Raw genomic sequence first — 22,608 nt, 5'->3', positions numbered from 1 at the left:
AAGGAATATAAATTGTTTTAATGAGTGAATAAAAGGTTTAATTACTTTTTAGCTTATTTTACAAAACAAAAAAAAAAGGGAGATATGTCAAAATGAAAAAAATAATTCTTGGAACATGTATCTTATTCTTGTTGATTAGTGTCGCATATGCAGGAACTGTCGATATATTCACAGCCCCTTCCCCATTGCAACCATTAGGCAATAGTGGTTTCGGAGATGGACAAGGCCATAATATTCAAATTTTTGAGTTTACTGAAAACCTTTACAAAACCTGGTTTGAAAATGATACCGACTATGTTGTAGAAAAGTATGAAGGAAACAATGGTCTTTATTTATATGCCGATGATGAAAATGACTGCGGTATTTTAGAGATTGTTGAAAAGGATGGCAAAAAATATATCGTAAATTCCTGGACTCCTAAAGGTCCTAGCGAAGCTCAAACAGTTGTGGAAAACTTACATGACTTTAATGAGTTAAACCATCTGACTCCAATAACAACATTATAAATGGAATCTAATTTTAGCAGTTTTAAGATGTCCTTTTTGCGGTGAGAGAATCAAGGAATGTTCTGAATTTTGTAGTTACTGTAGAAAACAAATTGATAAACCCCATATAGATGATTAAGCTAGTTTTTATCAACGAGGATGCTATCTCGTATTTAAATTTATTGGCATTATATTTTTGTGGTTTATTATTGATTGTATCTTAAGTTTTATTTTGCATTCTTTAGGTTTTCCACATAATATCAGTTTGTTTTAATTGGTTCCATTGTTTTAACATTGCTTGTTGTGATATTAATTCACTGAGCAAAATAAAACCAAAAGAAAAGATTTTTCCAATGAAAAATCTTTTTTTATTTTTAATTAAAACATTTAATTATTCTTCTTTAAATGTTTCATCAAGTATGTGTTCAAATATATTTAATAAATCCTTGGTTGCTTGTAAAAGCAATCCCATATCTCTATTAACATTTGATTTGCCTCTATGTACAATATTGCATCTAAGAGTATAATAATAATTTATACACCATTTTGGTTCATCTGTGTCAAATTTTCTAGGAGTCAAATCATCTGTTTTATAGATTTCCCTATAATTTGTTTCATCACATTTGTCTAATGCATCTATAAATTCCTTTTCTTTTGAAAATTCCTCACGATTTTTACCATCACTCTCTTTATTGTATTTTAATTTACAGCATCTTTCAATTGCAGACCACAATAATATGTAATACCTCTGTAAATCATAAAAATCATCTTTTGAAGTGAAATCATTTGATTCGACATATTGTTTTATTGCAAGCGCTTCTTTAAAAAATGGGTCATCTTTCCCTTTATAGTTCTCTCGATCAAAGTCCGGCCCAATATCATCACTTCCAATATCAGGGTCTTTTCCAAATAAAACATTAATCTTTCCTTGTTCAATTGTGCCCCATTCATATAATTTATTTGATAGGTTATGGTTTATTGTATCATAAGCTCTTTCATTATCATTAAATTTGAATATATAACCATGGGTTTTTCCATTATTCTCTTCAGGAAGTAATATTGGAACTCCGTCCCTTTGTTTCATAGCATAGTTAATAGTTTTTTCATTTTTCTTGCCAATATACTTTTTAATGTTAGAGTATGCTATTTCTCCAGGTTTAAATATCCCATATGCAAAAAAAGGTAGAGTAATATCATCCGGATTCTCTAAACTATCATCACCATAATTAACCATCTTTATCACCTATAATCTTTATCTATTTTTCTTGATTTAAATAATTTCTTGTCGATGACCATAAAGTATATATAATAGAAAAAACAAATAAATAATGTTATGAGAATGACACCAAGTTCTCATAGCAGCTTGAAAAAAGCTTTTTTTAAAAAAAATACATACGGAGGCATCACCATGAATAAAATAAAACTTACTAGACAAGACGAACCTGATTTTGACGAACTTTACAGAATGATTGGAGAACTTAAAGACTTCCTAAAAGAGGATATGGGCTCTCGAAACTGGATGAAGAATCTAGAGACTATTCTTGATTTCCAGGACACCGATGGCAGCTTCAAGCTATTTACAAGCTACGAAATACCATCTGATGCAAGAGTGGACTTCTGCCATATGCCAACATACATATGCACAGCCATTCTAATGAAATCATATCTGATTGGAGATTCTAAATTATCTAAAAAAATAGATAGGCCTCTCAGAAGAGGATTGAAGGCCTGCTGCATGAGAAATCTTATGGGGCATGGATATGAAGCACTTGAAGGCCAGATTGAAGCATTGAATATCTTTATGAAAGCGGGGCTTCGTGAATTCATTGATCTTTATCCTGACATGAGTAGAAAATTCTCCAAAATGATTAGCAATATTTGCGGATCCAATTTTGAAATGCTTGAAAGCTTGAGGAACGCTTTACTTGGCCCATGGGGAGAGGACTATAAGGAAGACATCCTTAAGATAAACAAATACTTCAATACAAGAAGAGTATTTGTATACGGAACCCTCATGAATGGAGAATCAAACCATCATTTCCTTGAAAACAGCAATTGCCTTGGGGCAAGCACTGTAGAAGGCTACCAGATGTATAATGTGGGATGGTATCCTGCAATTGTACCTGGAGATGGGATGATCATTGGAGAGCTATACGAAGTTCCTCAAGAGGACATGGCTAGAATAGACATGCTTGAAGGGGAAGGAAGCCTTTACATTCGCAAATGCGAAATGACTTCTTCTAAATCCTTGGCTTATATCTATGAATTTCTGGAGGATACTGAAGGGCTTGATAGAATAAGTTCCTGGAAGGATTACATCTGGTATGTGTCCTATGGAAGCAATATGCTTTATGACAGATTCATTTGCTATATAGAAGGAGGATCCTATGAAGGAAGTTCCTCTTATAGAATGCCTTGCGAAGACACTTCAGCCCCTGTTGAAGTGAGAGCAGTAGAGATTCCACATGACATGTACTTTGGAAATTATTCTGGGTCATGGCATGGAGGAGGAGTGTCCTTTTTGGATACCGAGAAAGATGGCCATGCGTTGGGAACTGCCTATCTTATAACAAGAGAGCAATTTGAGCATGTTGCAGCTGAAGAGAATGGCGGACGCTACCCAGATGGAACAGGCAATTGGTATGAGGATATCATAAGCCTTGGAGATATGGATGGCTTTGAGATGCTTACAGTCACCAATAAGAAGCCTAGGGAACAAAATGAGCCTTCTGAGGAATATCTGGAGACCTTAAAAAGAGGAATTAGGGAAAACTGGCCTGATATGTCTGAAGAGGACATAGGTAGGTATCTTAATAGTTGCATTAGGGAATAGATTATTCCTTAATTAACTATTACTTCTTTTAAAATAAGTATACTATTCAATGAGAATAGATGGATTGGGATTATCCTTTAACCCCAATATAATAAGAAGATATAATGCAAGATAAAGGATACTTTAGTTTTGATTAATTGACAAAAGATGGTTTCGAAACCTTTATTTATAACCAAAGAATATCTAATATTATGGGGGCATCATATGTCAATTGATAAATTACTTTTAGAAATATACGAATTAATCGAATCTGAGGATTATGAAAAATCCTTAGAGCTGTGCAATCAGATTTTAGAATTTGATGAAAACAATAAAGATGCTTAAACTCTAAAGCATTGTCTCTTTTTAAATTAGGAAATTATGATGAAGCATTGGAAATTTATAAGAAGATGCTAATGGAAAATCCTGTAGATATTACTGCCATTGACGGAATCAAGAGAATCTCAAAGTCATATGACATTGATACATCAGAATACTATGATGATGGATTATATATCTCATGGATAAGCCTTATAAAGTCCAAAAACGATACTGTATGTCCAGACTGCGGAAGCAAACTGATGCCGCTTACATTATGTCCTAGCGAAGAAATGATGGAACTGGATGAAATGGGCTTTGATCTGGAGAATCATAATTATTACTGCAGGAATTGCGATTATGAACTCTATATCGATGTTTTGAATATAGACTGCGAAAATCATCCGATAGAATGTGCTTATCTATATTATAAACTTGATGAAATTACAAAATATATTAGGCATAATGAATATAGTGATGAATTGAAGTCAAAGATGGATTACTTTGATGATGAGGAGTTCAATGCATTCATCAGTAAGCTGAAGGAAGTTGATTACATCTATGAAGATGAAGAAGGGTATGTGAAACTTGTGGATGATGTGGAAAACCATTGGTTTAGGCATTACATAAAATATAAGAGGCTTTGCAGAGAGCTTTGATGATTTAAAATTTTGAATTAATTATCATATGTGAAGTGATTTTAATGTGTGAAAAAAAAGATTTAAAATGGAATATTATCTCCAGCAGTTAACAAACAATCACTTGGAATACTTATTTGAATTAAAATTTGTTACATCAGAATTCGAACTTCCAGGATTGGCTGATGATATTGACTGCAAAAAACTAGAGGAATGTGGTAAAAAATCAGAATCCTTAAGGATTGATGGTTTAGGATTTGATAATAAAACAAACTCATTTGTTATTATAGAATATAAAAATCAGTATGATAAATGTGTTATAGATCAAGCTAAATGTTATTATAAAAATCTACTAGACAAAAAAGAAGCATATATCGAAAAATATTATGAAAAATTTGGTAAAGATAAAGAAGTTGAATTTGACTTTGATAAGACAAGAGCAATAATAATTGGCCCTGAATTTTCAGAGCAACAAAAAAACAGAAAAGATCCTGATTTTGATTTTGAACTTTACACAGTATCTTTATGCAAATACAATAATAAGATTTATCGAGCTTTATACAAAAAGGTTGATTCAAATTTTAAAAGAGAATTATATTTCAGCTCAGAGGATTTGAAAATAACTAGATGTTCACTGTTAGAGAATAAATCAGATAAAGTGAAGAAATTATATAAGGATTTTGAAAATATATTATTTGAACGATTTGATGATGATTTCATTTTAGATATAAGGTATATTGTTGATGGAGTTTCCATTACAGCAGAAAAATCTTCTATATGTCTTTTACGGGTTAATAAAAAGTCAATTAAGATACATTTTTATACTGATGAACTTGAAGATGAAACATTAAATCATGAAAATATATGTGATGTGATTGATAATATTAATACAATTTATAATCAAAAAAGGAGAAATAAAAAATGACTGAATACACCATATGTCCTGCATGCAAAAGAAAAAACAGCATAAAAGAAAAATATTGTTTAGACTGTGGACAGAAACTAATAGAAGAAAAGGAAAATGAAATAATCAGAGATGATAAACTCGAAATTCCAAAGGATAAGATCATCCTTTTGGATTTGAACTATACTCTCATTTCTAATTCCTGGAAAATAAGACATGAGGAATTGCCTCAAAAGATTCTTAAACGCCAATATGAAGATGAATTGGTGGAAAAAATTAAGGACAATTATGTTATTTTAATCACAGCAAGTCCTTATAAGACCTCTTTTGATTCATTGAAGCATATTGAAGAGAATACTGACTTGAAAATCTCTGAATCCTATTGGAATTTTGGCAAACGTCCTCCTGAGCTAAAGGAATACTGGCTTAAGAAAGCAGTTTTGCCAAGTCATGGAGATGATTCAAGCAAATATCTTGCACTCGAATCCAACAAGGATACAAGAGAAATGTATGCAAGGTTTGGAATAGAGGCAAGACCGAAAAGTGATTTTATATAACTATTTTAAATGTTTTGTAGGTGAAAAAATTAAAATTGTTAGTTGGAACTGTAACGGAAAATTTAGAGAAGACTTTAAGGCTATTTGTAAAGCTGAAAATCCTATTTTAGATGGAAGAGAATAGATTAAATTAAGTAATCATTTGCCTCTTGTTTTTGAATTTGAATAAACTTGTTATCTTTTTTTACTGTTTTAAATTTTTAAAACCTACTTTTTAATATACTTTAAGACATCTGCCCCGCAATGTCATAGGCACCATCCTCAGCGGTTTCAACAAAGGCGTCCGCTTGGCATTTCTACCCAATAATAATTTCTCCTAAAAAACAGTCATTTTCAATAATCATGATGGAAAATTAAAGAGAAAATAATAAAATTTATAGATAAATAAAAATAGATTAAAAATTAGTTAGTAGAGAGAGTGATAGTATGATATGCCCAAATTGTAACAAATTTTATAATGATAATTTTGCTTTCTGCCCACATTGCGGTGCAGAAAAACCAGAACCTTTAACTTGTCCTAAATGTGGATTTAAATCTAATGAATTTAAATTTTGCCCTAAGTGTGGCGCTGAACTTAAAAAATCTGCTATTAAAAAACCAACCAAAACCTGTTCAAACTGTGGACATGAGAATGCAATTAACCGGAAATATTGTGAAAGATGTGGAACTGATTTCCCAAGAGAAGAAAACAGAAGATTTGAAACAAAAATAGAACAACCCAAAAGAATACTTTTAGATTATGTGAATAAATTCCAAATAGAAGAAAATATTAAAAAAGAAATTATAAATGATATAAACAATGAAAAAATCACTACCAAAACTGAAATAACTATAAGAGTAAGACAAGCTCAAAAAGAAAAAAAAGAGCAAGACAAAATAAGAAAAGAAAAAGAAGAAAAAGAAAGAATGTTAGAAAACGAATATTATAGAAACTCCGAAACAAATACTCAATATCATACATATGATGATAAACCTGACGTTTTTTACGGAGGAAATGAATATCGTGAAATAGAAGAAAATACATTAGGAGAATACAATTACTATCGAGAATATTGAGAATCTTGAAATTATGCCTTAACTCTTCTTCTAGGTCTTGTCAGAACCTGCAAGAACCAGTTATGGTGTCTACTATTCCATCTTCCCAACCATCTCACCTATATAATCCACCAACTAATCAATTAACTTATTATTCCAATGTACATTACTCACCTTTATTATTCTGTCTTCTGCAAGACATTTCATGTCAGAAGCCCTACTTTCTTGCTTAGTTGAACATTATCTGCACGGAATTGTAGATTATCAAATATCATCACTTCAAACTTTTCAAAATAACTTAGAACCCCTTCCGTTATTATATTGCTAGAAAATTAGTTATAATCTTTTTTAAAATGTATTAAAATCCCAATACTTAAAAAAATATACAAAAATAGAAGAATTATAAAAATGGGAACTAATCATTAATAAAAAAAGAAAGATAAAGTTTATTTGAAAAGGTTTAATTTTTTTTTAAGACTAGTTCCCATAATATAAAATTAATTAAGTAAATAAAACTATAATATTAGATTTGATGATATTGGAATATAATCTTTTGATTTTTTGCTAAGAATACTTGCAATTGATATGATTTTTAAAAGCATAATTAAGAATATTATTCCTGATTCTTAATCCTTGATTGCCAATATGTTTACCCACTTTTCATCTTCTCTTTCTTTTCTTGCATCTTGGGTAAACCAGATCTTCTTTATATTAAATCCGTTTTTTGTGAAGAGTTCCTTTGCAGTTATGTCTGTTAAGTCATAAAAATACCTTCCATTGCGCTCTCCTTCAAAGCTTCCATACTTGAAGGAGGCATAGAAAGCTCCTCCTTTCTTTAGGCTCTTTTTTAATCTTTTTAAAACATCATCTATTTCACTTGTTGGTATATGAAGAAGGGATGCTGATGCCCAGATTCCATCAAAGGTCTCTTTGAAATCTATTTCTTGAAACTGAAGATGGAGGACCTCTTGGCCGGTATGATTGCTTGCAAGCCTGCACATTTCAATTGAGCCGTCAAATGAGGTTACCTTGTATCCTAATGACTTGAAAGCCAAGGTGTCCCTTCCTGAACCGCATCCTGCATCTAAGATATGGCCGTTTTTAGGTATTTCATTTAGAAAGTCCTCATATTGGGGGCTCATGTCCACATTTACAGTTCCATTGAAAAAGTCATCTGCATTGGAATCATAATAATTTTCACTCATAATATCAACTGATTTATTAATAGTTCTTAAAATTTACCTATTAATCTTATTATATCATTATAATAATTATTCTATAAATTTTACTTATTATACTTGTTTTTTCTCAAATCTATCCTTATAATAGCTAAGGGTTCTGTATTCAATAATGTCTTCAAAGTGTCTTTTAAAGCTGTCGAGATTTATGAATTGTTCTAGATTGTCTGCCAATGCCAAAGCGAATCCTTCCTTGTCTATGAAGAAGTCTCCATGGGTTTTCTTGAGGAACTTAATTGGGTTTCTCTTTGCAAGATTTACATAGTCTTTCTTTGACCATGACTTATAGTCTCTTGAGCTTTTATCCTTAAGCATGTCCACTCCATTTGAACCGTAGTCATAAAACTCCTTCATGGCAAGATAGACATCATCATCTGAAATGGCCATCTTTATGCTTCCATTGTTATAGAATGCCCTTAATATTGGCATCTTATATGACTTGGTCATATTTGTGTTTTCAATGGCCTTTAAGAACTCATGTGCAGGGCTGTTTAGAAACTCTTCCTCTTCGTCCATTAGTTCTTTGTTGTCATTTAGAAAGCTCATGTAATCCTTGAAGAGATTAATCTTTGGAGTTCTTTTCATTGCTCCTATTATTGCATCATCCATATGCAAAAAGAGTTCCACTCTGCTTGGACGATGGTCCAATTCTGTCTTTACAGAATTGAATTCAATGACTACCCTATCCTTGGCCTTAAGTTCACTCTTTGCTTGATACTTAAAGAGATCCACCAATTGGAAATCAAAGTCTATGAAACAGTCCTCAGGATATTCAAAGTCAAGGACAGCTTCCCTTAGAAGGGTTCTTGAATCATAGTCTTTTCCGCTCAATAGGAATGGAGCCATATTCGCCTTTTTATAGTTTCCTATAAAGTCAAGGACAGTGAGGTACTTTTTGCCCTTGTCCTTTCTAAGTCCCCTTCCCAATTGCTGAAGGAATATTGTAGGTGACTGTGTAGGCCTTAGGAAGAGAACCTCATCTATGGAGGGGAGATCAAGACCTTCATTGAATATGTCTACAGTGAATATGATTCTGAGTTTGCCATCTCTTAAATCATCTATGGCCTTTTGGCGGTTTTGGGAGTGCTCTCCCTGCTCGCCGCTATAGACAGATGCTGCAGCTATTCCATGCTCGTTGAAATAGCTTGCCATATATTCTGCATGGTTTCTTGAGGCGCAGAATCCTATTGCTGATTTAGAGGTGTACTTCAGGAAATGGTGATAGACAAGATTGGCACGGCGGTTTATCATCAGCTTTTCCTCTAAATCTTTTTCATCATACCTGCCGTTTCTCATGTTGACTGTGGAATAGTCGATTGTATCGTCATAGATTCCATAATATCTGAATGGAACAAGCCATCCCTTGTTTATCGCTTCCTTAAGTCTTATTTCATAGACGTTGTTATAGTCGCATAATGCAAATACATCCCTGTTGTCCAATCTTTCAGGGGTTGCAGTAAGTCCCAATAGGAATTTAGGCTTGAAATAGTCCAATATCTTTTTATAATTGTTTGCAACTGCATGATGGAACTCGTCAACGACGATGTAGTCGAATTCATCTCTCTTGAAATAGCTGTCGTTCAGATAGCTGCTCTTTCCCAATGTCTGGACCAGGGAGAATATCATGTCTTTGTCTGTTTGCTTATGCTGGTTATAAAAGAATCCAATTGTTTTGGTTGGAAAAACATTTTTAAAGCTTTTTGCTGCTTGTTTTATTATTTCCTCTCTGTGTGCTATGAATAAGACTTTTTTATATTTTATTGAATCGAATGCAGCAAGGTATGTCTTTCCAATACCTGTTGCAGCCACTACCAAAGCCTTGTCAAAGCCCTCTTCACGGCTTCTCTCCAGAGCATATAATGCCTCTATTTGAGGGCCTCTAGGTTCAAATAGGGTTTCGCTAGGGGTTTGTGTATATTCTTCTATGCTTTCAGCCTCTTTGACTGGGAATCTAGGCTTGGTCCATTTCTTGGAATAATCCCTTAAAGCCTCGTCATCAACAATGGTTGATTGATTATAAAAAAGATCTTCGAAGTTTTGGTAAAAGGAATCGAAGTCTTCTAGGTTTTTTGACCTTTTAAAATGATAGTTCCATTCGATTGAGTCGGTCAATGCCCCCTTGGATAGATTGGATGAGCCTATATAGATTTCACTGTCTGATTCATTGTGAAATATATATGCTTTAGGGTGAAAGCTTTTATTTGCAACATTGTAAAAGCGCAAGTCTAAATTATATCCCAATTCCTTGCGCAATAAATAAAGTGCCTGAGGTTGTGTGATGTTTAGATAGTTTCCAGTTAGGATGCGTATTTCCACTCCTTTGGAAATGGCTTCCTTTAAGTCGTTGATAATCAATTTCACTCCAGATTCCATGAGAAAAGAAACTATGATATCAATGCTCTCTGCATTGTTTATGCTTGATTTGAGCCTATTGTATAATTCTGGATTGTTTCCAGTGAAAGCGTTTGTCTCATTGTTCATGGTATCCTCTTAATGAAATTATAATTAATGATTTATAATTTTAAGTATTTATAAATTGATTATTGATTTTAAAATGATTAGGAGTTGTGTATGGAAATAGGGACATTCATTTAAAAAATGTTTGAATCTCTTGATTTTGTAATAAGTCCCATAAATTAGAACACTCTCTAATCTTAATTCGGGAGAAAGAGACTTAATAGTCTTCAACCAACACAGCTAAACTTAGAAACTCAATTATCATTTGAAATATGTTCAGTTTTTAGCATGATTTTATGAATATCCTATAGAAATGCTTATAATATATTTTTAGGGGCCTGAATTTTTTGATGTGAAAATTCCCTCGAATTTTCCTTATTTTAATTCATTCTCCTAAAAAATAAGTTTAATTTCTAAAAATACAAATGTATTATTAGTTATATAAAAAAATAGGTCTTTAATATCGTTAAATTTAAATAATATGCTTTACAAATATATTATTGGCGATAATAATGAAGCATAGATTAAATTTAGATAATAAAGACCCAAATTATATTTTGTTGAAAGAAATATTTAAAATTATGGATTCAAGAGAATCCAAAAGAATATTGGTATCCTATGGATTTAAAAACCTAAACAGAACAATATTTGCTTTTAAAATCATTTTTATAAGCATGTTCTTTGAAATTGACATTCCATTCATCCTAAATGAACTCAAATCCAATAGAAGACTCTGCAAATTCCTTAATATTTCTGAAGTTCTGACTGCAGATCAAGTTTATAAAATCTTTTCAGAAATAAACTCTGAAAAACTTATAAAATCATTAAACAGAATCTTAAACTCAAGGAATATGGTTAAAAGGAGAGGAAAAAAGACTTTTATTGTTGATGCGACCCCAGTGGACTTAGATATTAATTTCCACAGAAATAAAAAGACTAAAGAACATCTGGAAAAAATTAATCTCAAATGGAGTTATTCTTCCTCTAAAGGTTATTATATTGGATTTAAAGCGACTGTTGTGATGGATTACGATTCTATGAATCCTGTTTGCATTTTAATCCATTCTGGAGCTCCAAATGATGCAGGACTTTTTGAAGAGATTTTAGAAAACCTTCAAAAAAGACGAATAATCAGAAAAGGAGACACATTAATCTTTGATAAAGGATATTACAGGTATAAAAACTACCAAATCGGAATCAGCAAATACAAAATCATTCCTTTCATTTTTCCAAAAGAAAAATTCAGCAGAACCCGATTGGATGACATTTTAACTTATCCACTAGCCGTATTTAACAAAACAAAGAGAATAATGAAAGAAAAAAGATTATACAACAGTTTAAAAATGGAATTAATGAAAAAAATAGATTCATGGGAAAAATTTAAACCAATAAGGGGCAAAATAGAAGATTTTTTCAAATTATTAAAACAAGGCTTGAATATGAGAGAAATCCACAAATATACTCTAAAATCAGTAGAAAAAACCGTTTATCTAAATGTATTTTTGGGAGCACTGATTATATCACAAGGATTTTACTCAAAAACGACCATACAACAATTATCTGAAAACTAAAATCGTCAGGCCCCTATAATTTTCTTAATTTAAATAGTTTTTTTATATGAAAAACCGAAAAGTATATATACTATGAAAAAGATATATATTATGTTACAAGAGTAACACCATATCTTGTAACAAGCTTTAACAATTACACCAAAGCTTTTTTTATAAAAAATACACGGAGATGATAACATGACCACTTTAAAATTAACAAGATTAAACGAACCTAACATTGAAAAACTTTACGAAATGAAATCAGCCCTCAGAAACATCCTTGAAGAAGGAGATTTCAAAAATCTAAACACCATATTAGATTTCCAGGACAAGGACGGTAGCTTCAAGCTATTCTCCACATACAGAATCCCTTCAGATGCAAGGGTTGACTTCTGCCATGAGCCAACTTACATCTGCTCATCCATTCTTATGAAAGCATACTTAACAGGAGATTCTGAATTAAGACAAAAGATAGAAACTCCACTAATCCACGGATTAGAAAGATGCTGCTGCAGAAACTTAACTGGCCATGGATACGATTCACTTCAAGGACAAATCGACGCCTTAAACATCTTTATGAAAGGAGGGCTTAGAGAATTCATTGATCTTCATCCTGATTTAAATTCAAAATTCACAGAAATGATATTGAATATCATGGTTGAATTTGATGCTCGCGAAGAGCAAGGAATTTTTAAAGGCACATGGGGCGAAGACTACAAGGAAGACATACTCAAAATAAACGAATACTTCAGCACTAGAAAAGTGTTTGTTTATGGAACACTCATGAATGGAGAAAGCAACCATCACTTCCTTGAAAACAGCATATGCCTTGGAAAAGCTGCCATTGAAGGATATGACATGTATAATGTAGGAGGATGGTATCCTGCAATTATACCTGGAAATTCAAGAATCATTGGGGAACTTTACGAAGTTCCTGAAAATGACATGGCTTCAATAGACATGCTTGAAGGAGAAGGAAGCCTTTACATTAGAAAATGCGAAATTACAACTGGCAATGAATTGGCTTACATCTATGAATACGCTCAAGACACTGAAGGACTTGAAAAAATAGATTCATGGAAGGATTACGTCTGGTATGTATCCTATGGAAGCAACATGCTAGAAGAAAGATTCCTTTACTACATCGAAGGAGGATGCTTTGAAGGCAGTGCCTCCTATAGATACCCTTGCGAAGATCCTACAAGACCTCTTGAAAAAAGAGCCATAGACATCCCATACGACATGTACTTTGGAAATTATTCTGGGTCATGGCATGGAGGAGGAGTGTCCTTTTTGGATACCGAGAAAGAAGGCCATGCATTGGGAACTGCATATCTTATAACAAGAGAGCAATTTGAGCATGTTGCAGCTGAAGAGAACGGCGGACGCCCCCCAAATGGAAATGGCTATTGGTATGAAAATATCATTAATCTAGGGGAGATGGATGGCTTTGAGATGCTTACAGTCACCAATAAGGATCTTAGGGAATATAATAGGCCTTCTGATGAATATCTGGAGACCTTAGAAAGAGGAATTAGGGAAAACTGGCCTGATATGTCTGAAGAGGACATAGATGACTATCTTAATAGTTGCATTAGGGAATAGATTATTCCTTAATTAACTATTTTCCCATTTTAATTATAATTATTCTATAATAAATTAATCAGATTAACTTAAAGAACCACTTCTTTTCTTGTTACTTCCTATCCCGAGGAAATAATAATCCCACATACCGAATTCCTTTTTATAAAAATTGTTTATACTTAACTCTAGTTAAACAAAGCTTAGACCATGCAAACTCTCCGGATTTGATCTTTTTTGTACTTGGAATCTAAAACTAAATTTTGAATAAGATTATATGATTTGAAATTTTATGGTTAATATTAAATAAGTTTAATTAAATACTTTATCATATATATGGGACGTGTTTAGATGGGTTTCCTTGATAATGTTAAAAAAATTTTTGATTCTGGTGAAAATAAAGAGGTTAAACCTCGAAATGGTACTGGAAAAATAGATAAAGTTGAATCTGTTGAAAGTAAAAGTAATTATGTTAATTTTAATGAAAAAGATGAACAACAACAAAATTCAGAGGACCTCATTAATGATGAAATACTTGATGAATCAACATCCAATGAAACTAGAAATTTCACATATCTAAATAATTTAATCCATAGTGGAGTTAAAGAGATTATTTTGGATTCGGATATTGTTTATGGTAATGAGGATGAGGAATCCAGACATGGCATTAAATTAAATCTTGATAACCTAGTTATTGATGGTAATGGATACACAATAGATGCTCTTAGAGCAAGCGAAATATTTATTTGTGATGCTAGGAATATTGTGATAAAAAACATTACATTAAAGAATGGGTTTTCTCATCAGGCTGGGGCAATAAATAATCAGGGAGAGTTAACAATAATAAAATCTTCAATTAATAATAATGAAGGAAAATTAGCCGGAGGAATATTAAATCTTGGTGAATTAACCCTAGATGAATCTGTAATTGCTAAAAATAAGGCAGAACATACTGGAGGAATACTTAATTTCTTTGGTAAGCTAAGCATAACAAAATCCACCCTCAAAGAGAACATTGGAATTGGCAATAAAGCAATATCTAATAACGGAGGGGAATTAACTATAAATAAATCTAGAATCATTAATAACCAGATAGACACAAAGACAAATTTTGTTAATAAAGCCAGGACAGTATTTGTTAATAAAGCCATTAAAGCACGACGTGATGCAGTTATATCAAATGGGGGTTATTTAAGGATAAGTGATTCTGAAATTTTAAGTAATGAATCAAAGTATATAATTTTAAACATAGAGTTCTCAAGAATATATAATACTATTTTTAAGGCTAATGAGTCACAATATATCATATATAATGATAATTATGAGGATAATGGATTATCTAGTTTAGGTATTTTTAATTGTAAATTTATAGAAAATAATGCAAAGGCATCCATAGTTTATAATGATGGAAACTTGTGTTCAATAGATAATGCCCTTTTTGAAAACAATGCCTCACACAAAAATTCCAATATTATTACAAATAAAAGTAACCTAACATTAAATAATCTTAAAATAAAAGATAATGGAAAAAACATACTAAATGATGATTATATATTTATAAGAAATCTATCGCCACAAATTGAAAGTAAAATAATTGGAGAAGGTCTAGCTGAAAATATCAAAGATATAAAGCCACAAGAAGAAAAATTTGATTTTGGGTATTTAGATAAAAAGATCCATGATAACAAAACTGGGGAAATAATCCTAGAGGAAGACATACGATTTGAAAATTATGAAATGGATTATTATGAGGGCGGAATTGAATTAGATATGGACAATTTAGTCATTGATGGCAAGGGACACACAATTGAGGGGGCTAAGAAATCAAGAATTTTCTTAATTACTGGAAAGAATATTAAACTAAAAAATATAATATTTAAAAATGGATTTTTATACAAAGATTATGACAATCTCATGAATAACCAAGGAGGAGCCCTAAAAACCAACTCGAATTGTAGTTTGACAGTGGAAAATTGTAAATTCCTAAATAACTTCTCACAAGATGGCGGGGGAGCAATACACAGCAAGGGAAATGTAGACATTATAAAATCAATCTTCACTAGCAACACAGTAAAAATGTTTGGCGGTGGTGGAGCAATAAATAATGATGGGAATTTAAGCATTAGAGAATCTACATTCACAAACAACTCTGCAGAACGGTACGGCGGGGCAATATGTAATAAAGGAGAAATAAGTTTATTTGATTCTACACTCACAAATAACATAGCAAAAGTTCATATTTTTAAAACATCTTATGGTAAAGGTGGAGCAATATATAACAAGGGCAAGTTGACTATTTCTAATTCCTCATTATCCAAAAACACAGCACAAATTAGTGGTGGAGCAATATACAACTGGAAGCATAATGAAAGATACGAACCTATCATTACAAAACAGAGGGGCAGTGAAGCAATGTGTTATGAGGGTGAGTTAATAATAACAGAATCAACACTCTACAATAACACAGCAGAAGAATCTGATGGAGCAATATACAACGAAGGCAAGATGAATATTACTGATTGTGACATTAATAATGACTCCAATAATAAAAATACTTGAATTAGAATTAATCAAAATAGAAATTTTGCATTTAAGGAGTGCTGCTCTTTTTAGACTATTTAAATCCATATTATTAAAGCACTCAAAAATAGAAAATTAGTAAAAATGGGAACTAATCATTAATAAAAAAAAAGATAAAGTTTATTTGTAAAGGTTTAATTTTTTTTTTTAAGACTATTTCCCATAATATAAAGATAATGCTTAATTAACTTAGATATCTTACTAAGTGCACCTCTTTTAACTATATTATAGAATTAGATTTGATTTATTAAGATATATATCATTTGATTTTTCTTTGATAAAACTTCAAATGGACCCTAAATTTTTTTTAAAAGAAATAATTTAACTAACAGGATACGAAAAATTAAAAAGATATCCAAAGTAGCCTGTTAAAGAATTTTTAAAAACTTTCCCCAATTATTTGTCGGATTTAGGCAAATCCCTTAATAGAAGTTTGCCGGTTAAAGGTGCCATAAGTATCTTACTGGTTCCACTTAAACGTTTACCAAACCTTCACCAGAAATAGCTGAACCAATAAAAGATTTGCGGAAGGTTCTGCAGTTAATTCAAGAATGTTAGTCCATGCATAGCCATGAATCCATAAATGATAAAAAAATAGAAAAAATAGAAAAAATAGAAAAAAATTTTAAAAATAATTTTAGATTAAAGCAAAAAGTCTATTCGCAGACGAATTTGATGTCATCTACAGTTACGGTCTTTCTGCCAGCGTGTGCTGCTGCTTTGATGACTTTTTTAGCTAATTCTTCAGCGGAAGCTTCCACTGCGTCAGCAAATGCTTTTTTAGCGTCATCAGTAATTCTTTCTGCACCTGCTTCTTTTAAGATACGTACAACTGGTGCAACTGGTATTTCACTCACATTTTCACCTCCATACTCATGATTGATATAATATTTTTAATTTGTAATATATAAAAGTATCGCATAATAGTGCTATATTACTTATTGAGAAAGGAAAGTTGATTTCCAAGATTTTTTGAAAATTGAAATTTGAAAAACCAAAGTTTTACGAAATATTTAGTCTGTTCTTAAAAACGGATAATCATCATTATATAATAAGAACAATAAAGTTTTAACTAAGATTTAAAAGTTTTAACTAGATTCAAATAAACAGATGTGTTATTATGACAAAATTAGGTATGGGAATGATGAGACTTCCCCTTCTTGATGAAAACGATTTTAAAAGCATCGATTATGATGAAGTAAACAAGATGGTCGATTTGTATATGGAAAGCGGATTCAACCATTTTGACACTGCATTCGTCTATCATGAAGGAATTGGGGAAGAAAGCTTAAGAAAGTCAGTTGTCGAAAGGTATCCTAGGGACTCTTTCACCGTTTCAACTAAATTGCCTCTATTTGTAATCACTGAGGAGTCACAATTGGAAGGTCTCTTCAAGCAGCAATTGGATAATTGCGGTCTGGATTACTTTGACTATTATCTATTGCATAATGTAAGCGGATTTACAGAAAACGCCTGGAAGAATGTTGACTTGTATTCATTTATCCAAAAGAAAAAGGAAGATGGGTTTATCAAGCATATTGGCTTATCAACACATGGAAATTCAGAATTCTTAGATGGGATTTTAAGCAAGCATCCTGAATTGGAATTTGTATTACTTCAGATAAGCTATCTTGACTGGGAAGATGAGGCAATCGAGTCCCGAAAATGCTTGGAAGTTGCAAAGAAACATAATGTGAAAGTTATGATTATGGAACCATTTAAAGGAGGATTTTTAGCAGATGTTCCGCAAGAGGCAGAAAAAATTATGAAAGATTATAATCCGGACAAATCTGTCATTTCATGGGCAATGAGATTTGTAGCCAATCTTGATGGCGTATGCCTTGTTTTCACTGGTGCAAGCAACAGCAAACAGCTTGAAGAGAATATTGAGGAATTTAAAAATGCTGATCCGTTGAATGATGATGAGATTGAGATTCTAAAGGAGGTTTCTCAAATCATTAATAAGAACATCACTGTAGACTGTACCAAATGCAGATACTGTGTTGACAATTGTTCAAGCAATATTGATATAGCAAAGCTCTTTGACATCTATAATAAGCATAAGCTGCTTGATACAGATGAGTGGACCCCTCATGGAAACGCTTACTTGAATTATTCAAAGCTTCCAGATGTTGGAATAGCCTCTGACTGCACCGAATGTGAAATCTGCATAGAGGAATGTCCGCAGAAAATCAACATACCTGAAGTTTTAAAGGATGTTGCAAAAACCTTTGAAACTGGAATTTATGGATTTGGGAATGAATGATTGAATAATCCTTTAAAATTTATTTTTCTTTATTAATAATCCTTTAAAATTTATTTTTCTTTACTATTTTTTTCTATTTTTTTTCTATTTCGGATATTCTAATTATTTTTCTTTATTAATAATCCTTTAAAATTTATTTTTCTTTACTATTTTTTTTCTATTTTTTTCTATTTCTGATATTCTAATTATTTTTCTTTATTAATAATCCTTTAAAATTTATTTTTCTTTATTAATTTTTTCTATTTTTTTATTTTTCCATTTCTGATATTCTAATATTACTCATTTAAACTATTTTTTTAAAACATAAATCATCAATATCTAGGCAAAGACATAATGCCTAAAGTTTACATGAAGGGGCGAAAAAATACAAGCTCTAAACAAAACAATGATAATTAAATAGATAATTCACTTATTATTTAACTCATTTATCTATTTACTTTACTTTGGTGAAGTTTTTTATAACAAAATGAACATATCTATATTTATTTAATGTGAGGTTATGAAATGATGAGGAAAACAATATTTGGAGTTATATTTATCGTTTTTATTTTATTCAGCATTTCAACGGTTTCAGCAAACGATGCTCAAGTTGACATGCTTAATGATGCAAGTGATGTGGAATTAAATCAAGACTTGAATGCTCAGCCTATTTCATCAAATTGCTATGATAATAATCAGAATTTAAAAGCTCAACCTATTTCAGATTGCTCTGATGAGCTACAGAAATCTGATGATGATTTAAAGCTTTCCGAAGGGGGATCAACAAGTTTCAAACAGCTTTGTGAAGATTTAAATAAAAGCGACGGCGAATTTAATCTAACTCACAGCTATAAACATGATGAAAGTGATGAAGAGAATACAGCGGTTTTTTATATGGAAAATTTGGTGATAAATGGAAATAATAATATTATAGATAGCAGCAAATCAAATTTCAACTTTAAATTTTCCAATGAAGCAAACATTACCATCAATGATTTGACTTTCACAAATTTCAATAAATCCCTATTTGTAATCAGTGACAGCCAATTGACCTTTAATAACGTTAACTTTACTAATTGTTCCTCAAATCTTTCATTGATTGCGATAATGTTTCCTAGCAATTTGACTATAAACAACTGTAATTTCTATTCAAATTCATTTGCAAATTATCTCGACGGACCATTTAACAAATTAGAGATTTATAATTCAAATTTTGATGGGACAAATTGTTTAGATTCTGCTATTAAAGAGAATAGGGGCCAACTAGTCATTGAAAATTCCAGCTTTGAGAATTTCACAGGGGTTCATGGAAGCATAATAAACTACAAGGGAGACTATTTCTCTATTAAAAACTCCAAATTCATCAATTCCAATTCAAACTTCACTGGAGGAGCAATCATTGTAAAATATTTCCCTATTGCCTATGAAGAAGGAGATTCATTTGTCTATCGTCACTCTAATGACATGCTGATTGAGAATTGCACATTTTATAATCTTTCATCTTCCAGCAATGGAGGTGCAATCCATCTTGACCTTGATTCAGGCTCTGAAGGTATTGTAGAAACTTTAATTGTAAAATCTTCCAACTTCACAGACTGCCACTCCAAGTTTGGAGGAGCAATATCCATTTTAGGCGGTTATTTAAACATTTCCTATTCCAATTTCCAAAACAATAGCGCCAGCTTTGAAGGAGGGGCGATCTACTCCTCATGGACCAATGCAAAGATTGAAGGCTCTAATTTTACTGCCAATGAAGGAAGTCAAAATGCAGGGGCATTATACTTTGACAAGGGAAAATTGACAATCAATGACTGTAAGTTCATTGATAATAAGGCTCTTAAGGAACGAGAGAGAACTGCAAATGCAATCTATGCTCATGATGTAGCTGCCTATTTCTCCAATTCCACTTTTGACAATGGAGGAGTATCAGTTTATGCAGATTTTGCAAGCGATTCAAAAATTGAGAATGTGGATAAAAATGATGACATCTTCCTAATGGACAACCATGATTATATCGTTTCAGTTGAAAGCAAGGGAATAAAGCTTAACTTGACCGGAAATGAAATAAATGTCGACAGCCTCCCATCCCACTTTGACGCAAGAGACTGGGGATGGACAACTTCTGCAAAAATTCAGGGAGACAATACTGACTGCTGGGCATTTGCATCAATATCCTCTTTGGAAACCTCATTTGCAAAAGCCTCAGGGGTTTTATATAACCTCTCACAGAATTATCTTCAAAAGCTCCAATTGAAATATTTCTATTCAGGAGACAAGAGAAACAGCTTGACAGGCTTTTCATATAGCGGTCCAGGCTATGCATTAAGCTGGTATGGGGTTTTGCCTGTTGACAATGGATATGATGACCGCGGAATGATTGCAGACACTGACCTTGAGGATGAAAGAATTCATGTTCAGGATGTGCTGTTTATAGATACCGGAAGGGATGACGCTGTGGAATTGATAAAATGGGCCATACTGAAATATGGCGCTGTCACTGTTCAGCGAGGCATAAACGGACCTTATGGTGAACTACCAACCGAAGGTGACGACATTGCCATTATGAGTCATGGAACCCATTTCATTTCACTTATAGGATGGGATGATAATTATTTTGAATTAGAGGAAGGTGATGACGATCCGCTTCATAAATTTGCTTGGATAACTAAGGACTCCTTATCCGGTTTTTCAACTGCTGATTACACAAAATTTGATGCTATAGACAATTATGCAATTGTCCCTCAAAGGGCTGCAGTTGCCTATATCTTCGAAAATGACATTGACTATCATGTGAACTATCAGACAGACCTAACTGGATTGGTCGGATTCGATGCCAATTACAACTATTATTCCAATGAGTTTGTTTCAAAGTATGATGAGTTTATCGGAGCTGTAGGAACCTACTTCAATGAATCAGGAATCGATTATTCCTTTGATGTTTATCTAAATAGTGAGAAGATGCTTTCACAAAGTGGAGTGAGCGAATTTGCAGGTTTCAGGACAATCAAATTAGATGAATATATCCATATAAAAGCAGGGGATGTGTTTAAAGTCGTCTTTAAAAGCAATTCCATTCCTTTCCAAGCATATTCAAGACAGCATTATATTGAAGGAATGTCCCTTGCAAGCGCTGACGGTGAAAGCTGGAGTGACCTTGCACCTTTAAATAAGACCGTATGCCTTAAGGCATATACCGTAAAGGAGGATAAGGAAGTGAGTCCAAGCAGAGCATCCACTAAGATAGATTGCAGTAACATGACCACCACTGCTGTAGCAAGTGCAGATGGAAGAATTGGAGAGTACTTTGTTGTCACATTAAAAGACCAAAACGGAACAGTGATAGCAAATAAGCCAATAAAAATAGGTTTCAATGGAAGAGTCTATGACAGAGTCACAGATGAAAACGGAAGCGCAAAGCTGCAAATAAACCTCGCATATAAGGGAACTTACACATTTGCCATAGGATTCCTTGGAGATGAGAACTATCTTGGAGCATTTGAAGTAGCTAAGATAACTGTTAATAAGCAAAGCCCAAAGCTTGCAAGTCCAAACAAATCATATAAATTAACAGCAAAAACAAAAACATTGAATGCAAGCCTTAAGAGTGGAAATGGAAATCCAGTAAGCGGTAAGAAGATCACATTTACAGTCAATGGCAAAACTTATACAGCGACAAGCAATTCCAAAGGAGTTGCTACTGTAAAGGTAAGCCTAAATAAGAAGGGAACATATAGTTTTACTGTAAAATATGCTGGTGATGATACCTTTGCTGCAGTTACAACAAAAGCAAAATTAACAATTAAATAGATTTGAACTTAGTTTAAAATAAAAAAAAAGCAAAATTAACAATTAATTAATAAAAATAGTTTTTTAGATAAATAGAATTAATTAAAAACTTAAAGTGAGAATTCAAATGAATTCTTACTTTAAATTTTTACAAAACAAAATATGTGAACTCTTTGAGTACTCACAATAAATATTATAACAGTTATAATATATAATCTTTTCTTAAAAGATGAAGGAAAAAGTTTACCAAAGAAAAAATTAAAAAAAACTTAATATTTTTTGGCATTCAACAGTCTGAGTTCAGAATTAGTCTTTAAAAACCAAAATGATAATTTTGACTAATTCGAGAAAAATGGTTATGATTTCGTTCCGTTCGAATTTCATAAGACATCTCCATATTTTGTTTTGTAATTTTTATTTAA

At 32.2% G+C, this 22,608-nt stretch carries 15 protein-coding genes; 11 read left to right on the top strand and 4 right to left on the bottom strand.

Annotated features, from left to right (window positions below; translation table 11 throughout):
* The first annotated feature begins 92 nt into the window (after nucleotides 1–92).
* The gene (locus tag MRU_RS03975) at nucleotides 93–506 is read left to right on the top strand and encodes a hypothetical protein (RefSeq protein ID WP_012955589.1); all 414 of its coding nucleotides are present in this window, start codon (nucleotides 93–95) and stop codon (nucleotides 504–506) included.
* Nucleotides 507–876: 370 nt separating this feature from the next.
* Here MRU_RS03975 and MRU_RS03970 read toward each other — a convergent pair whose 3' ends face one another.
* The gene (locus MRU_RS03970) at nucleotides 877–1,719 is read right to left on the bottom strand and encodes a HEPN domain-containing protein (RefSeq protein WP_012955588.1); all 843 of its coding nucleotides are present in this window, start codon (nucleotides 1,717–1,719) and stop codon (nucleotides 877–879) included.
* 174 nt (nucleotides 1,720–1,893) lie between these two features.
* On the opposite strand from MRU_RS03970, the gene MRU_RS03965 reads away from it, so the two are divergent.
* From MRU_RS03965 to MRU_RS03945, 5 genes are all read left to right on the top strand, one after another.
* Nucleotides 1,894–3,318: a gamma-glutamylcyclotransferase family protein gene (locus MRU_RS03965; protein WP_048812410.1), complete on the top strand. Its 1,425-nt coding sequence runs from the start codon at nucleotides 1,894–1,896 to the stop codon at nucleotides 3,316–3,318.
* 335 nt (nucleotides 3,319–3,653) lie between these two features.
* On the top strand, nucleotides 3,654–4,274 hold the full coding sequence (locus MRU_RS03960; RefSeq protein WP_048812409.1) for a hypothetical protein: 621 nt from the start codon (nucleotides 3,654–3,656) through the stop codon (nucleotides 4,272–4,274).
* Nucleotides 4,275–4,341: 67 nt separating this feature from the next.
* Entirely contained in the window at nucleotides 4,342–5,178 is an 837-nt protein-coding gene (locus tag MRU_RS03955; protein ID WP_012955584.1) for a hypothetical protein, read from the top strand.
* Nucleotides 5,175–5,714: an NIF family HAD-type phosphatase gene (locus MRU_RS03950; RefSeq protein WP_012955583.1), complete on the top strand. Its 540-nt coding sequence runs from the start codon at nucleotides 5,175–5,177 to the stop codon at nucleotides 5,712–5,714. Before MRU_RS03955 ends, MRU_RS03950 begins: the two co-directional genes overlap by 4 nt.
* Before the next feature lie 426 nt (nucleotides 5,715–6,140).
* The gene (locus tag MRU_RS03945) at nucleotides 6,141–6,770 is read left to right on the top strand and encodes a zinc ribbon domain-containing protein (protein WP_012955582.1); all 630 of its coding nucleotides are present in this window, start codon (nucleotides 6,141–6,143) and stop codon (nucleotides 6,768–6,770) included.
* A gap of 605 nt (nucleotides 6,771–7,375) precedes the next feature.
* On the opposite strand, the gene MRU_RS03940 is transcribed toward MRU_RS03945, so the two are convergent.
* Both MRU_RS03940 and MRU_RS03935 read right to left on the bottom strand, forming a co-directional pair.
* Nucleotides 7,376–7,954, bottom strand: a complete 579-nt coding sequence (locus MRU_RS03940; RefSeq protein ID WP_012955581.1) for a class I SAM-dependent methyltransferase — start codon at nucleotides 7,952–7,954, stop codon at nucleotides 7,376–7,378.
* An 87-nt stretch (nucleotides 7,955–8,041) separates the two neighbouring features.
* Complete coding sequence (locus MRU_RS03935) at nucleotides 8,042–10,468, bottom strand: DEAD/DEAH box helicase family protein (protein WP_012955580.1); 2,427 nt, start codon at nucleotides 10,466–10,468, stop codon at nucleotides 8,042–8,044.
* 488 nt (nucleotides 10,469–10,956) lie between these two features.
* On the opposite strand from MRU_RS03935, the gene MRU_RS03930 reads away from it, so the two are divergent.
* The 3 genes from MRU_RS03930 (at nucleotide 10,957) to MRU_RS03920 (ending at nucleotide 16,134) form a co-directional block, all read left to right on the top strand.
* Complete coding sequence (locus tag MRU_RS03930) at nucleotides 10,957–12,015, top strand: transposase (RefSeq protein ID WP_012955579.1); 1,059 nt, start codon at nucleotides 10,957–10,959, stop codon at nucleotides 12,013–12,015.
* 177 nt (nucleotides 12,016–12,192) lie between these two features.
* Nucleotides 12,193–13,599 (top strand): gamma-glutamylcyclotransferase family protein, encoded by a 1,407-nt coding sequence (locus MRU_RS03925; RefSeq protein WP_012955578.1) that lies wholly within the window; start codon nucleotides 12,193–12,195, stop codon nucleotides 13,597–13,599.
* 327 nt (nucleotides 13,600–13,926) lie between these two features.
* Nucleotides 13,927–16,134 carry an adhesin-like protein gene (locus tag MRU_RS03920; protein WP_012955577.1) on the top strand — a complete coding sequence of 736 codons (2,208 nt, stop codon included), beginning with the start codon at nucleotides 13,927–13,929 and terminating at the stop codon, nucleotides 16,132–16,134.
* A gap of 677 nt (nucleotides 16,135–16,811) precedes the next feature.
* Here MRU_RS03920 and MRU_RS03915 read toward each other — a convergent pair.
* Entirely contained in the window at nucleotides 16,812–17,012 is a 201-nt protein-coding gene (locus tag MRU_RS03915) for a histone family protein (protein ID WP_012955576.1), read from the bottom strand.
* Nucleotides 17,013–17,275: 263 nt separating this feature from the next.
* Between MRU_RS03915 and MRU_RS03910 the strand changes: the two genes are divergently transcribed.
* A complete protein-coding gene (locus tag MRU_RS03910; RefSeq protein ID WP_012955575.1) occupies nucleotides 17,276–18,421 on the top strand; it encodes an aldo/keto reductase in 1,146 nt (381 codons plus the stop codon).
* A 504-nt stretch (nucleotides 18,422–18,925) separates the two neighbouring features.
* Nucleotides 18,926–22,207, top strand: a complete 3,282-nt coding sequence (locus tag MRU_RS03905) for a lectin like domain-containing protein (protein WP_012955574.1) — start codon at nucleotides 18,926–18,928, stop codon at nucleotides 22,205–22,207.
* The last annotated feature ends 401 nt before the right edge of the window (nucleotides 22,208–22,608 follow it).

Origin of the sequence: Methanobrevibacter ruminantium M1 (genome assembly GCF_000024185.1) — an archaeon.
Classification (GTDB): Archaea; Methanobacteriota; Methanobacteria; order Methanobacteriales; family Methanobacteriaceae; genus Methanobrevibacter; species Methanobrevibacter ruminantium.
The sequence above is the reverse complement of the archived record's forward strand: the minus strand, read 5'-3'. Positions and strand labels throughout refer to the sequence as shown.